Genomic DNA, 14,128 nt, shown 5'->3' on the forward strand with positions numbered 1-14,128 from the left:
GCCAAAAAGGACCGGCCGTAACCACCGGGCGTGCCGGGATCAGGCGTGGAAAGTGAGGGGTTGCGGGAAACTCCGAAATCAGTCTAATTTACCCAAAAGCAGCGCGGACCAAATCACCGGCGGGCTCCAAAAGGAGCCTGCCTCCCTTTTGTGACCCCCCAAGCGGGGAGGTGTGGATGCCCGGGCAGTCGGCCGGCGAAGAGGATCCCTATTCGCCGGAGAACTCCTCAGACGACCCTTCCAGATGGCGATTCACCGGTCGCGCGGTCGACCACGGCGACTTTCGTACGGTCTCCGCACTGATCGAAGAACAAACCGACCGGCATCCCGACCACCCGGCGATCTCCTACGACGGCCGCACCCTCACCTATGGGGAGCTGGACGGCCTGGTCAACGGCCTCGCCGCCGAACTGGCCGGGCGCGGCGTCCGCAAGGGCGACATCGTGCCCCTGCTGGTCGTCAACAGCCTGGAGATGCCGGTCGCGTACCTGGCGCTGATGAAGCTGGGCGCACCGTTCGTGCCGCTGGACCCCGACTGGCCGGACGACCGGCTCCGCAGCACGTTCGGCGTGCTGCCCCGGGGGCTCGTCCTGTGCGCCGAAACGCGGACCGTTCCAACGGAGATGCGCGACCGCGCGGTCGTCGTCGACGTCGACCGCGTCTCTCCCGCTCCGAGGCGCGCGACCGTGCCGCTGGAGCCCGACGACCTGATCTACGGCTACTTCACCTCCGGTACGACCGGCACGCCCAAGTGCGCGATGAACCGGCACGGCGGGCTCACGAACCGGCTCCGCTACATGACGCGGTACTTCGGCGCCGCCGGTGAGGACGTCGTCCTCCAGAACAGCAAGCACACCTTCGACTCCTCGCTCTGGCAGCTGTTCTGGCCGCTGATCACCGGCGGTCACTCCGTACTGCCCGTCCAGGGGGAGTTCCTCAACCTGCAGCACACCGTCGAGACCATCGCGGAGTACGGCATCACGGCCGCCGACTTCGTCTCCAGCGTCTTCAACGCGCTCGCGGCCCACGTGGACGGCGACGCGGAGGCGCTGCGGAGGCTGGGGTCCCTGCGCCGGCTCGTCGTCGGCAGCGAGCCGCTCAACCCCGACGCGGTCCACCGCATGATGGCGCAGCTCCCCGGCCTGCGGGTGACCAACGGGTACGGGCCCACCGAGGCGACCATCGGGATGGTCTTCCACCCGGTGTCGCCCGAGGACGGCGACGCGATCCCGCTGGGCCGCCCGATCGACAACTGCTACGCCGTCGTGCTCGACGAGGAACTGCGGCCGCTGCCGCCCGGCGAAACCGGTGAGATCGTCATCGGCGGCGTCTGCCTGGGCGAGGGCTACCTCGGCGACCCGGTGGCGACCGCGAAGGCGTTCATCCGCAACCCGTTCAGCGATCGGATCCCCGGCGACCGGCTCTACCGCACCGGCGACCTCGGCCACCTCGACGAGGACGGGCGGCTCTTCTTCTCCGGCCGCAAGGACTTCCAGGTAAAGATCGGCGGAGTCCGGATCGAGCTGGGCGAGATCGCGGTGGCCGCCGAGAACCTGCCGGGCGTCCGCCAGGCGGAGGTCCTCGTGGCCGAACGGCCCGGCGCGCGGTCGCTGGCCCTGTTCGCCTCCGGCGGCGACCTGAGCGAGGAACGGCTCGCCGAGGGCCTGCGCCGTACGCTCCCCCGGGTCAGCGTCCCGCGTCACTACTTCCTGTTGACGTCCATGCCGCTCACCGACAACGGCAAGGTCGACCGCGACCGGCTCCAGGAGATCCTCGACGCCCGCCTCGCCGAGGACGCCGTGCGGCTGGCCGAGGACGCGCCGTCCACCGGCCTTCCCGGCCAGGTGCTGCGAGCCCTGCGGTCGGTACTCCACCAGCCGGGTCTCGCGGCCGGCGCGCACTTCATGAAGGCGGGCGGCGACTCGCTCCAGGCGCTGTCGGCCGTCCGGACGCTCACCGCCGAGTGCGGGGTCACGGTCGGCGTCCAGGACCTGTACGACCACCCGACCGCCGAGGCGCTGACCGCCCTGATCGAGGAGCGGCGGCGCGACGGGGCGGCCGTCGAGTCCGAGTCCGTCCTCATGGAGCGCGACGCCCTCGTGCCCGGCGACGAGCCGATCCTGGCCGCCGATCTCGACGGTCCGCTCACGACCGTCCTGGTCACCGGGGCGACCGGCTTCGTCGGCACCCGCCTGGTCCACGAGCTGCTGACCCGTACGGACCTGGCGGTGCGCTGCCTCGTACGCGCACCCGACGACGCGCAGGCCACCGCGCGGGTGGCCGGGGCGCTCGCCGAGCGCGGCCTGTGGGAGCCGGACTTCGCCGGCCGGCTGGAGGGGTTCTCGGGCGACCTGGCCCGGCCGCGGCTCGGGCTGGAGGAGCGGACCTGGGAGCGTCTGGCGCGCGGCTGTGACCTCGTGCTGCACAACGCCGCGATGGTCAACTTCCTGTTCGACTACCGCGCCCACCGGCAGGTCAACGTCCGTGCCACCGCCGAGCTGCTGCGGCTCGCCATGGCGTACCGGCCCGTGCCCTTCCACTACGTCTCGACGCTGTCGGCGTTCGAGAACGAGGCGCTGCGGCGCGGTGGCGGCCAGCCCGAGCGGTTCGACCCGTCCGGCACGGTGACGCCCCACTACGGGTACAGCCGCGCCAAGTGGGTCGCCGAGCGGTACCTCGCCCACGCGCGCGAGCGCGGAGCGCTGGTCACCGTCCTGCGGCTCGGCGAGGTACTGCCGAGCGAGGACAACGCGCATCCGAACCCGGCCGCGCTCACCCACCTGCTGCTGTCGGCCTTCCTGCGGCTCGGTGTACGGCCCGACGCCGACATCCGGACCGACTACACGCCGGTCGACTACGCGGCGGCGCGCGTGGTGGCGGCGGTCCGCGACCGCGGCGTCTGGGGCGGGACGCTCCACGTCTTCCACCCCGAGAGCGTCACCCTCGGCGCGGCGCTCCCGGTCGCCCCGGTCCCCTGCGCGGAGTTCCTGCGGCAGGTGCTGGATGTGGCCTTCGCGACCGGCGACCGCGACCTGGCCTCGCTCGCGGCACTGCTGCCCGGTCCCGGCGCGGACTCGGGCGAGGACGAGCTGAAGAGGTCCCTGGCCGACCTGCTCACCGACAACCCGGCGCTCTTCCGCAAGGACGAGTGCCGCCGGCTCGAAGAACGCTGGGGGCTCACGGACGGCCCGCTGCACGGCGCGATCGCCGCGTACGGGGCCCACCTGACGGCGCTCCAGGCCGGGACCGCCGGCCCGGCGCCGCTGCCGACCGGCTGACCCTGACGACCGAGGAAAGGCAAGCGATGCGATACCGCACGATGGGCGAGCTCGGCTGGGAGGTCAGCGAGGTCGGGTACGGCATGTGGGGCATCGCCGGCGGTCCCGGCGGGTTCACCGGCTGGGACTACGACGTCGCCCCGAAGTGCCTGGACGAGGCGGTCGAGCTCGGCTGCAACTTCTTCGACACCGCCTGGGCGTACGGGCGCGGCATCAGCGAGCAGATGCTCGGCGCGCTGCTGAAACGCCATCGCGGCCGGCGGCTGTACGTCGCGACCAAGCTCCCCCCGAAGAACCGCGAGTGGCCGCCCGGCGCCGGGGACACCCTGGACGACGCGTACCCGCCGGAGCACATCCGTGAGTACACCCAGCGCAGCCTGGACAACCTCGGGGTCTCGCGCATCGACCTCATGCAGTTCCACACGTGGGAGGACCGCTGGGCGGCCGACGAGCGCTGGCAGGAGGTCATCGCCGACCTCAAGCGCCAGGGCGTCATCGACGCGGTCGGCATCAGCGTGAACCGCTGGGAGCCGGACAACTGCTTCGCCGCGCTCGACACCGGCCTCATCGACGTGATCCAGGTGATCTACAACATCTTCGACCAGGCGCCCGAGGACGCGCTGTTCGAACGCGCGCGGCGGGAGGGCATCGGGATCATCGCCCGCGTGCCGTTCGACGAGGGCACGCTCACCGGCACGCTGACCGCCGACACCACCTTCCCCGACGACGACTGGCGCGCCACCTACTTCGGCGAGGAGAACTTCACGCCGAGCGTCGAGCGGGCCGAGCGGCTCAAGGCCGCCCTGCCCGAGGGCACGTCGCTGCCCGAGCTGGCGCTGCGGTTCATCCTCGACCACCCGGCGGTCAGCACGGTCATCCCCGGCATGCGCAGGCCCGGGCACGTACGGGCCAACCTCGGGGTCAGCGACGGGCCCCCGCTCGACGAGGCGCTGAAGGCGGAGCTGCGGCGGCACCGCTGGGACCGCGTCCCGAACCCGGCCTGGTCGGGTTGACCCGTTGACGGTGATCGCGATGTGGGCGCACTCGCGCTCGGCCTCGACGGCGTTCCTGCGGATGATGATCGAGCGCGGCGACGTGACCGTCGTGCACGAGCCGTTCCTCGCCCTGACCGAGGAGGGCGAGGTCCGGCTGCCGGAGGGGCTGACCGCGCGGTCGGCCGGGGAACTGCTCGCCCTGCTGGCCGAGCTCGGCCGTACGCGGCCGGTCTTCGTCAAGGAGGTGCTGGACTATGAGTACCGGTACCTGCTCGACCGTCCCGGCGAGCTCGCGGAGATCACGCACACCTTCATCGTCCGCGACCCCCGGCAGACGATCGGCTCGCACCACGCGGTGAAGCCGACCGTGACCTGCCCGGAGATCGGCTACGAGCGGCTCCACCAGTTGTTCGAGCTGGCCCGGGGGGCCACCGGGCGTACGCCGCTGGTCCTCCGCGCCGAACGGCTCGTACGGGAGCCGGCGGCCGTCGTCGAGGCGTTCTGCTCCTACACCGGGCTGCCGTTCCTGCCCGAGGCGCTCACGTGGGGCGCCGGCGAGCGGCCCGAGTGGCAGCGGCACCGCGCCTGGCACGCCGACGCGGCCGGCAGCGCCGGCTTCCACGACCGGCGCAACGTCTACGCGGTCACCGTCGACAACGACGCGCGGCTCAAGTCCTTCTACGACCACCACCTGCCGTTCTACGAGCGGCTCGTCCAGCACGCCCTCTGACCGGGAGCACGTATGTCAGCAGAGACAGCCACGGCCGGGACCTCCGGACGGACGCATGAGTCGCCCGGCGAGGCGTTCGCCCGCGCGTTCGCGGCCGACCCGAAGGGCGCGGAGGTGAGCTTCGACTTCGCCGTCACCGAGGCGCACGAGCCGACCAAGGACCGGCCGCGCACGACCGTGCGGAACCTGCTCAAGACCCGTACGGTCGGCGAGGAGGCCGTACGGTTCTGGACCGAGTCGCGGCCCGGACCCGGCGAGGCCGAGCTGGTGAACGAGTCCGGCATCCGCCGCGAGGCGGCGTTCCGGTTCGGCATGGCCGAGGCCGGCGTGCAGCCGATCCGTACCTGGGTCCAGATCCCCGACGGGCTCGCCGACGACCCGGCCGAACTCGCGGCGTTCATCGACTACCGGCTGCTCGTGCGCGCGGCGACGGCCGAGAACCAGGTGCTGACGTACGCCCTGCTCAACCACCCGGAGATCGCCCGGATCACCTACTCCGGCGACGGGTACGTCAACGGGCTCCTGAGCGCCTGTGACGAGATCGAGCAGTCCGGCGCGACCGCCCATGCGATGATCGTCAACCCGACCGACTACTACCACCGGCTGCTGGGCCACGACGGCCTGCTGGCGGAGCTGGCGGCGGGCAACGGGATGAAGGTCAGCCGCAACCGATGGGTGGACCGGGGCGCGGCCATCGTCGGCGACATCTCGGTGGCGGCCCGTCTCCTGGACGCCCGCCGCTCGGTGATCCGCGTCGAGGAGCCGCCGGCCGGGACGTTCGCGCGGCCGGGCGTCGCCGTCTGCGCCGAGGTCTGGGAGGGGATCGCCGTGCACCTGCCGACGCTGTTCTACGTGGTGACTCCGGCGGACGCCGGATGAGGCTGTCCGGCCTCGCGTTCTACCGTCCGTACGCGGCGATGTTCGCCGGGATCTTCTTCTGCCTGCTCGGCGTCGGCGCCTCCCTGGCGACGCTGCCGTTCTACGTCCTGCAGGAGCTGGACGGCAACAAGGTGGAGGTCGGCGTCGTGACCGCGGCCATCGCGGTGGCCGCGGTCGTCTCCCGGCCGATCGCCGGGCGGATCGCCGACCGGCACGGATACAAGCCGATCATGCTGTGCGGCGCCGGCATCTGCGTGCTGGCCGGCGCCGCGTACTACGCCGCCTTCGACGTGCCGCTCCTGGTGGCCGTCCGCATCCTGCACGGCGTCGGCGAGGGCACGGTCTACACCTCGGGTGCGGCCTGGCTGGTGCGGCTGTGCCCGGTCGAGCGGCGCGGCCGGGTCGTCGGCCTGTACGGCACGTCCATGTGGCTGGGCATCACGCTCGGCGCGTTCTTCGGCACGGTCGCGATGCGGGTGAGCGGTTTCGGGGCGGTCTGGGGCCTGTGCGTCGTGGTCGGCGCGCTGGGGCTGCTCGTCGTCTCCGTCCGGCGGCCGCCTCCGCGCACCGAGGTCACCCCCACGACGCGAGCCGCGATCCTGCCGGTCAGCACCGTCCTGCCCGGCATCGCGCTGTCCCTGGCGGCGCTCGGCTACGCGGCGCTGGCGGCGTTCGTCGCCCTGCACATGGAGGCGCGCGGCGTCGACGACGGCATCGCCGCGCTGAACGCCTTCGGCGTCACGTACGTGGGCGTGCGGTTGTTCATCGGCGGGCTGCCGGACCGGCTGGGCGCCCGCCAGGTGGCGTTCTGGTCGGCGCTCATCGAGGCCGTCGGCCTGCTGATCGTCGCGGTCGCCCACGACCTCGTCACCGTGATCGCGGGCGGCCTGATCATGGGCGCGGGCCTGTCGCTGCTGTTCCCGGCGCTCGCGCTGCTGGTGATGAACCGCACCGACCCGTCGCAGCAGGGCGCGGCGCTGGGCGGCTTCACGTCGTTCTGGGACGTCGGGCTCGCGGTGGGCGGCCCGTTCTCCGGCGTGGTCGCCAACCTGGCCGGCTATCCGTCGGTGTACTGGGTGATGCTGGCGTGCGCGGTCGCGTCGGCGCTGCTGTCGTGGGCCACGAACCCCGCGCGCCGCCCCGCGGCGGTCTCCCCCTAGGGACGCCCCGACACCGGAACCGCGTGGGTCCGGGATGCCGAGGTCGTTCGCCGGCCCGTACGCGCGTGGGAAACTCGTTGCGGCGACATTCGAGGAGGTGGCGATGGGGATCGTCTCGCCTGGGTTCCACGGCCGGCGGCGCGGAGGCGTCACGTTGCCGCCGGGGCAGTACCTCACCGAGGACTTCCCGGTGCTGTCGGCCGGGCCGACGCCGCGCGTGGCGGTGGACACCTGGAGGTTCACGGTGACCACGGAGTTCGGCCGGGAGCACCACTGGAGCTGGCCGGACCTGCTCGCGCTGCCCAGCGAGACGCCGACCGTCGACCTCCACTGCGTCACCAAGTGGTCCAAACTCGGCACCACCTGGCAGGGCGTGTCGCTCGACACTCTGCTCGCGGACGTCGAGACCGCCGCCGACTACGCGCTCGTGTACGCCCACGGCGGCTACACCACCAACCTCCCCCTCGACGATCTCCTCGACGGGCAGGCTTGGATCGTCTACCGGTACGACGACGACGATCTCACGTCCGAGCACGGCGGGCCGGCACGGCTCCTGGTCCCCCATCTGTACCTCTGGAAGTCGGCGAAATGGGTGCGCGGCATCCGGCTGCTCGACGAGAACGAGCCGGGGTTCTGGGAGACGGCCGGCTACCACGACTACGGGGACCCATGGCGCGAACAGCGATATCAAGGCGACTGACCTGGCGCGTCGCCCGGCTCGCCGAGACGCGCGAGGAGACCGCCACCGCCCGTACGCTCGTCTTCGACGTGCCCGGGTGGCCCGGTCATCTCGCCGGGCAACACGTCGACGTGCGCCTCACGGCCGAAGACGGCTACAGCACCCAGCGCAGTTACTCCCTCGCCGCGCCCGCGGACGGCGACCGGGTCGAGCTGACCGTCCAGAACGTCCGCGACGGCGAGGTCTCCCCGTACCTCACCGAGATCCTGCGCACGGGCGACCCGGTCGAGTTCCGCGGGCCGGTCGGCGGCTGGTTCGTCTGGCGGCCCGCCGAGACGGCTCCCGTCCTGCTCGTCGCGGGCGGCTCCGGCATCGTGCCGCTCATGGCGATGATCCGCGCCCGCCGCCAGGCGCGAGCCCGTACGCCGTTCCGGCTCGTCTACTCCGTACGGACGCCGGCCGACCGCTACTACGCCGAGGAACTCCGCCGCTCCCAGCCGGGCCTGGACGTGGCCTACGTCTACACACGCGAGGCGCCCGGCGGGTCGGCACGCGCGCCGGGACGGCTGACGATCGTCGACCTCGACGCGAACGGATGGCCCGCCGGGTTCGCGCCGGACTGCTTCGTCTGCGGGCCGACCGGGTTCGTCGAGCGGGCCGCCGGCATCCTCCTCAACCTGGGGCATGCCGCAGACAAGATCAAGACCGAGCGCTTCGGTCCGAGCGGAGGCTGACGTGACAGGCGACTACGAAGACGGCAACGTCCTGGCCGGGCCGCTGAGCGAGGTCTTCGCCGTCGACCTCACCTCCGCGACGGTCCGCTGCGTGAACTGCGGCCTGGGCGGCCCGGTCGCGACGCTGCGGGTCTACACGCGCGCACCCGGCTTGGTGGCGCGCTGCTCCGGATGCGAGGAGGTCGTACTCCGCCTGGTCCGTACCCCGGATGAGACCTGGCTCGACCTGCGCGGCACCGTGTCCCTGCGTGTCCCCGTCGGTGCCTCCTGAGGCCGTGGGCCCGTGACCCGGCCGGCGAGAAAGGCGAACGGATGAACGCGACGACGATCGGGCTTCTGCATCCCGGGCGGATGGGGGCGGCGATGGGGCGGGAGCTCGTGGGCAACGGCCATCGCGTCCTCTGGCAGCCGGACGGGAGGAGCGCCGCGACCGCCGAGCGGGCCGGCAAGGCCGGGCTCGAACAGGCCGGCGACCTCGCCTCGGCCTGTGACGTGATCATCTCGCTCTGCCCGCCCGCGAACGCCGAGCAGGTGGCCGAAGGCGTGGCCGCGACCGCGTTCGGCGGCGTCTTCGTCGAGGCCAACGCGATCAGCCCGGCCCGCGCCCGGCGGATCGGGGGACTGGCGGACCGCGTCGTCGACGGCTGCGTGATCGGCTCGCCGCCCTCGGCCGGCAACGTCGCGCGCCTCTACCTGTCCGGCCCGGAGCGGGACGTCGCGACGGTCGCCGCCCTGTTCGCCGGCACCGCCGTCGAGGCCTCCGTGATCGAGGGCGGGATCGGCCAGGCCTCGGCGCTGAAGATGGCCTACGGCTCGTACACGAAGGCGACGGGCGCGCTCGCGGCGGTGTCCCACGCCCTCGCCGCGACGTACGGCGTCGGCGACGAGCTGCTCACCGAGGCGCGCAAGATCACCGGCCACCAGCTCGCCGCGCCGGGCAACCTGCCCGGCGTCGCCGCCCGCGCGTGGCGGTGGGCGCCGGAGATGGACGAGGTCGCCGCGACGCTCGCCGACGCCGGCCTGCCATCCGAGCTGGCCGAGGGCGCCGCCGCGGTGTTCCGGCGGTGGGACGAGGACCGGGACGACTTCGAGCTCGCTCTCCCCGAGACCCTCGCCCACCTGCGCGCGGCCGGTCTCAGTGATAGAAGTACGGATCCAGCACGCTGACCTCGGTGATCTGGTCGACCGGCAGGCCGTTCACCTCGGCCGCCTGCCGGATCGCGGCCGGGTTGGGGCCGTCGTACACGCAGTACGTCACGCTCTTGTCGGTGCTGACGTAGGAGTGCAGCCAGGTCACCCCGACTCCGGCGTTTCCGTCGACGACGCTGAGGCACGTCTTGGCCCCCTCGGCGTCCACGGGGATGTCGAGGCCACCGGAGAAGGTTCGCTGAACGATGTATCGCGGCATGGTGCACGCTCCTTTCACCTGCGAGTCTCCGGCCGGTGAGCGGAGGCGGGCATCGGGAGCGACGCCCTACTTTTGCCGCGGCGGTGCCCCATCTTTGGCGTCGGCGCCGTCGGTCCAGCGCGCCGCCTCCTCCCGTGTCCGTACGCCGAGCTTGGCCAGGATCGCCGAGACGTGGTGGCCCACGGTCTTGTCCGCGATGTGCAGCCGGGCCGCGATGCCGGCGTTGCGCAGCCCTTCGCGCAGGAGGGCGAGGACCTCCAGCTCGCGCGAGGTCAGCCCGGCGGGGTGCGCTACGGTCGCGCGTCGCGGGCGCTTGTCCACGCCCAGGCTCCGCAGGCGCCGCGCCACCATCTCGGCGGCCGGCCGCGCCCCGAGCCGCTGCAGGCGCTCGAGCGCGGCCAGCACCTCGGTGACGTCCGGGCCGGCCGCACGGGCGACCGCCGCCTCGTACGGGCAGTCCAGCCGTTCCCAGGCCGCGGCGGCGCCGGCCCAGTCGCCCCCGGCCTCCAGAGCGTACGGCGTGTCGCCGTCCGGTGCGGCGCCGCCGGCCTGGTGGAGCCAGTGGCCCAGCTCGCCGGCCGCCCACCGGTGCCCGAGCCGTACGGCCAGCTCGTAGGTCTCCGTCACCAGCTCCGGGATCTCGGGCGTACGGCCGGACAGGTGGGCGAGTTCGGCGCGCCCGGCCGCGACCGGCCACAGGCGCTGCAGGTCCATGGTCCGCAGCGCGAGGTCCCACGCCTCGCCGAGCGACGCCTCCGCGTCCGGCTCGCCCCGGCGGACGCGCAGCCGGCCGAGCGTGGTGAGCGCGACGATGCGGCCCGGGGGCGTCCGGGCGGGCGGCGCGGCGGCGAGCACCTCGGCCGCCGCGGTCCATCGCCCGCGCTCGAAGAGCACCCGGGCGAGCCACGCCACCGCGTAGCGGTGATGGCCGTCCAGGTCGCGCTGCTCGCACCACACGGCGCACTCGCGCAGCCAGCGCTCGGCCACGTCGTAGAGGCGGATCTCCCCCGCGCCCGAGCCGAGGTTGGCCAGCGCGGAGGCCGCCGCGCCGTCGTCGCCGGCCCGGCGCGCCACCTCCAGGCTCCGCCGCAGGGTGGCCTCGGCCGGCCCGGGCTCGGTGAACCACTGCGCCGAGCCGACCGCGTTGAGCGCCTGGGCGAGCAGCGGCGCGTCGCCGATCCGCTCGGTGAGCTCCACCGCACGGGTGCCGGTCTCGATCGCGCCCGGAATGTCGCGGGCGAGCATGAGCAGGTACGCCGACCAGGTGTACGCGGCGGCCAGCGGGCGCCGCGGCCGGTCCGGGTCGAGCATCGCGAGGGAGGCCCGTACGGACGCGTGCGCGTCTTCGGAGCGGCCCGCCCGCCACAGATAGCAGGAGCGCAGCGCGAGCAGCGCCGCCTCCCGGTCCGCCGCACCGATCCGCCGCCACAGGTCCAGGGCGCGGCCGGAGGACTCCAGTGCGGCGGTGTCGCGGTCGACGTTCGCGCACGCGACGCCGTACCGTTCGAGCAGCTCGGCGCGCTCGCGCAGGTCGGCCGGCTCGTCCGTGGCGAACCTCAGAGCGCGTTCGTACTGGTCGGCCGCCTGCCGGTGGGACCCGGCCGCCGCCGCGCGCTCGGCCGCGGCCTGGGCGTGCGCCAGCACCGCCGGGCCGTCTCCCGCTCCCTCGGCGTGGTGGGCGAGCCGCGCCGGGTCGGACTCGGTACGGGCGGCCAGGCGCGCGAGCACCATCGCGTGCAGGGCCGTACGCCGGGCGGGCGGGATGGCCCGCTCGACGGAGAGCCGGGCCAGCTCGTGGCGGAAGCGGACGCCGGCGTCCTCGCCGACGAGCATCCCGGCGCGTACGCAGGCGTCGACGGCGTCCCGCGCGTCCCCGCCGCCCGGCAGCTCCAAGGCGTCGAAGAGGTACAGCTCCGCGTGGTCGGGGACGACGGCGGCCGCGTCGAGCGCGGCGCGGGCGTCGGCCCCGAGCACCGCCGCGCGGGCGAGCACCGCGTCGCGTACGGTCGCGGGCGCCGCGGGGCCGGGGTCGGCGAGCACCTCGGTGACGAAGAACGGGTTGCCGCCCGTACGGGCGTGGATCTCGCGCGGGTCCAGGTCGTACGGCCCGGCGAGGCGGGCGACCGCCTCGGGAGACAGGGGCCGCAGCCGGATGCGGCTCGCCTCACCGGCCAGCGAGCCGAGCAGGCCGAGCAGCGGGTGGTCGGGGCCCAGTTCGTCGTCGCGGTGGGTGATGACGAGCAGCCCGGGTGTGCCGCCGACCCGGCGCCCGGCGAAGACCAGCAGGTCCAGAGTCGCCTCGTCGGCCCAGTGGACGTCCTCCACCACGACCGTACGGCCCGAGGCCAGGACGTCGAGGAAGGCGCTGAACCGGTCGTAGCGGGCGGAGTCGGCGGCCATGACCCGGGCCAGCTCGCCGCCGGCGGTCCGCGCGATGTCGCGCAGCGGCCCGAGCGTACGGGGCGTGCGCAGCGCGTCGCATCCGCCGCGGAGCACGCCGTCGTGGGCCTCCGCGAACGCCGTGAGCAGGGCGGTCTTGCCGATCCCGGCCTCGCCGGCGACCAGCACGACCCGGCCACCCTCCCGGCGGGCCCCCGCCAGCGCGGCGAGTGCGTCCTCCCGCTCCAGCAGGTCCATGGGCCGGATCGTATCCGCCGGTCAGACTTTTCGCCCGACGCCGGCGAGGAGCCAGCCGGTGGGCTCCCGGTACGGGCGGTCGGGACGCCAGAGCGGGGCCTCGACCAGGCCCGGTTCGAGGAGGACCAGGTCGCCGAAGAGGGCCTCGATCGCCGCGGCGGACCGTTCGGCCATCGGGATGCCGAAGGACGTGGCGAAGGCGGCGGCCACGGCCCGGTCCTCGGCGGGCCTCCCGTCGGGGTTGTAGTGCGAGAGCACGACGTGGCTGCCGGGCGGCACGGCCGAGACGAAGGTCTTCACCAGCCCGGTGGGGTCGTCCTCGTCGGCGATGTGGTGCAGGAGCGAGGTCATCACGATGCCGACCGGCCGGTCGAAGTCGATCAGGGTCGTCGTCGTGGGATGGGTGAGGACGTCACGCGGGTGGCGCACGTCCGCGTCGAACGCGGCGGCGACGGAGGAGCTGGACAGCAGCGCCTGGTAGTGGTTGACGATCACCGGGCAGTTGTCGACGTAGACGACGGTGGCGGACGGGTCGGCGGCGTGCACGAGGTCGTGCACGTTGCCCCGGCCCGGCAGCCCGCAGCCGAGGTCCAGGAACTGCCGGACACCGGCGTCGAGCAGATGGCGTACGGCCCGGCGCATGAAGCGGCGGTTCTCGAGGACCGCGGCTAACGACGTCGGCAGGGCCTCCTGCACCTGTTCCGCGGCCTCGCGGTCGGCCAGGTAATTGTCCTTGCCGCCGAGCGCATAGTCGAACATCCGCGCGTCATTCGGCGCGGACGCGTCGAAACGCTGGTGTGCGCTGAAATGGTCGATGATGCCGAGACCTCCGGATATGGGAACGGAGAGCGCGGGATCACTGATTATAGGCGGCAATGGTTCATCGGTGGTGATTCAACCGCCGGGTTCCATGCTTGACATGACTTTTGGCAAGCTCGGTGTATCTCCGGGGCCGACCTGCGGTATCTGCTGGTTGTGTGGTTGTTCCGGCCGCCGGGCGTCTACCGGCCTCAGGGCGAGACCTGGTTTCTCGCCGACACCTTTCGTACCGCGACGGCCGTACGACTCGGTGACTCGGTGCTCGATATCGGCACCGGGACCGGCGCGCTCGCCGTCATCGCGGCGCGCGTGGGCGCCGCCCGGGTCGTCGCGGTCGACATCAGCCGGCGGGCCGTCATCGCCGCGTGGGTCAACGCGCGGATGCGGCGGCTACCGGTTCGCGCCCGGCGAAGCGACCTGTTCGCGGCCCTGGGCGAGGAGTCCTTCGACGTCATCGTGGCCAATCCTCCGTCCGTGTGCGCGGAGGACGCCGCCGGGCGCAGTGCCTGGTGCGGCGGGCCCAGCGGCCGCGCGGTGCTGGACCCGCTGTGCGCGGCGGTGCCGGACCGGCTGGCGCCCGGCGGCACGCTCCTGATCGTGCACTCGACGCTGTGCGGCGTACCGGAGACGCTGGAGAGCCTGCGTTCGGCGGGGCTCAAGGCGGCGGTGATCGCCCGGCGCCGCGAGCCGTTCGGCCCGCTGATGCAGGCCGCGGCCGAGGACCTGGAGACGCGCGGGCTGATCGGCCGCGGGCAGCGGTACGAGGAGCTGGTGGTGATCCGTGCCGATCGGCCCGAGTGAGGCCGTAC

At 73.2% G+C, this 14,128-nt stretch carries 13 protein-coding genes; 10 read left to right on the top strand and 3 right to left on the bottom strand.

Going from position 1 to position 14,128, the window contains the following annotated elements:
* The first annotated feature begins 176 nt into the window (after nt 1-176).
* The 9 genes from QWU11_RS14575 (at nt 177) to QWU11_RS14615 (ending at nt 9,622) form a co-directional block, all read left to right on the top strand.
* Nucleotides 177-3,278, top strand: coding sequence for an amino acid adenylation domain-containing protein (locus QWU11_RS14575; RefSeq protein ID WP_290108606.1), 3,102 nt, complete (start codon nt 177-179; stop codon nt 3,276-3,278).
* Nucleotides 3,279-3,304: 26 nt separating this feature from the next.
* Nucleotides 3,305-4,291, top strand: coding sequence for an aldo/keto reductase (locus QWU11_RS14580; RefSeq protein WP_290108622.1), 987 nt, complete (start codon nt 3,305-3,307; stop codon nt 4,289-4,291).
* A 10-nt stretch (nt 4,292-4,301) separates the two neighbouring features.
* Nucleotides 4,302-5,003 carry a hypothetical protein gene (locus tag QWU11_RS14585; RefSeq protein ID WP_290108702.1) on the top strand — a complete coding sequence of 234 codons (702 nt, stop codon included), beginning with the start codon at nt 4,302-4,304 and terminating at the stop codon, nt 5,001-5,003.
* 12 nt (nt 5,004-5,015) lie between these two features.
* Nucleotides 5,016-5,882 (top strand): family 3 encapsulin nanocompartment shell protein, encoded by an 867-nt coding sequence (locus QWU11_RS14590; protein WP_290108627.1) that lies wholly within the window; start codon nt 5,016-5,018, stop codon nt 5,880-5,882.
* A complete protein-coding gene (locus QWU11_RS14595; protein WP_290108630.1) occupies nt 5,879-7,042 on the top strand; it encodes an MFS transporter in 1,164 nt (387 codons plus the stop codon). Before QWU11_RS14590 ends, QWU11_RS14595 begins: the two co-directional genes overlap by 4 nt.
* A 103-nt stretch (nt 7,043-7,145) precedes the next feature.
* Complete coding sequence (locus tag QWU11_RS14600) at nt 7,146-7,742, top strand: sulfite oxidase-like oxidoreductase (protein ID WP_290108635.1); 597 nt, start codon at nt 7,146-7,148, stop codon at nt 7,740-7,742.
* Nucleotides 7,712-8,455, top strand: coding sequence for a ferredoxin reductase (locus tag QWU11_RS14605; RefSeq protein ID WP_290108636.1), 744 nt, complete (start codon nt 7,712-7,714; stop codon nt 8,453-8,455). Before QWU11_RS14600 ends, QWU11_RS14605 begins: the two co-directional genes overlap by 31 nt.
* Before the next feature lies 1 nt (nt 8,456).
* Entirely contained in the window at nt 8,457-8,726 is a 270-nt protein-coding gene (locus tag QWU11_RS14610) for a DUF6510 family protein (protein ID WP_290108637.1), read from the top strand.
* A 41-nt stretch (nt 8,727-8,767) separates the two neighbouring features.
* Nucleotides 8,768-9,622, top strand: a complete 855-nt coding sequence (locus QWU11_RS14615; RefSeq protein ID WP_290108639.1) for an NAD(P)-dependent oxidoreductase — start codon at nt 8,768-8,770, stop codon at nt 9,620-9,622.
* Here the strand turns inward: QWU11_RS14615 and QWU11_RS14620 are convergent.
* The 3 genes from QWU11_RS14620 to QWU11_RS14630 all read right to left on the bottom strand — a co-directional run bounded on the left by QWU11_RS14620 (nt 9,591) and on the right by QWU11_RS14630 (nt 13,376).
* Nucleotides 9,591-9,863: a DUF4242 domain-containing protein gene (locus QWU11_RS14620; RefSeq protein WP_290108648.1), complete on the bottom strand. Its 273-nt coding sequence runs from the start codon at nt 9,861-9,863 to the stop codon at nt 9,591-9,593. The genes QWU11_RS14615 and QWU11_RS14620 overlap by 32 nt on opposite strands.
* 66 nt (nt 9,864-9,929) lie before the next feature.
* A complete protein-coding gene (locus QWU11_RS14625) occupies nt 9,930-12,500 on the bottom strand; it encodes a LuxR family transcriptional regulator (RefSeq protein WP_290108649.1) in 2,571 nt (856 codons plus the stop codon).
* Nucleotides 12,501-12,521: 21 nt separating this feature from the next.
* The gene (locus QWU11_RS14630) at nt 12,522-13,376 is read right to left on the bottom strand and encodes an SAM-dependent methyltransferase (protein WP_290108650.1); all 855 of its coding nucleotides are present in this window, start codon (nt 13,374-13,376) and stop codon (nt 12,522-12,524) included.
* Between the two features lie 99 nt (nt 13,377-13,475).
* On the opposite strand from QWU11_RS14630, the gene QWU11_RS14635 reads away from it, so the two are divergent.
* Nucleotides 13,476-14,120 carry a HemK2/MTQ2 family protein methyltransferase gene (locus tag QWU11_RS14635; protein ID WP_290108651.1) on the top strand — a complete coding sequence of 215 codons (645 nt, stop codon included), beginning with the start codon at nt 13,476-13,478 and terminating at the stop codon, nt 14,118-14,120.
* The last annotated feature ends 8 nt before the right edge of the window (nt 14,121-14,128 follow it).

Source organism: Actinomadura sp. DC4 (genome assembly GCF_030406325.1).
Taxonomy (GTDB): Bacteria; Actinomycetota; Actinomycetes; order Streptosporangiales; family Streptosporangiaceae; genus Actinoallomurus.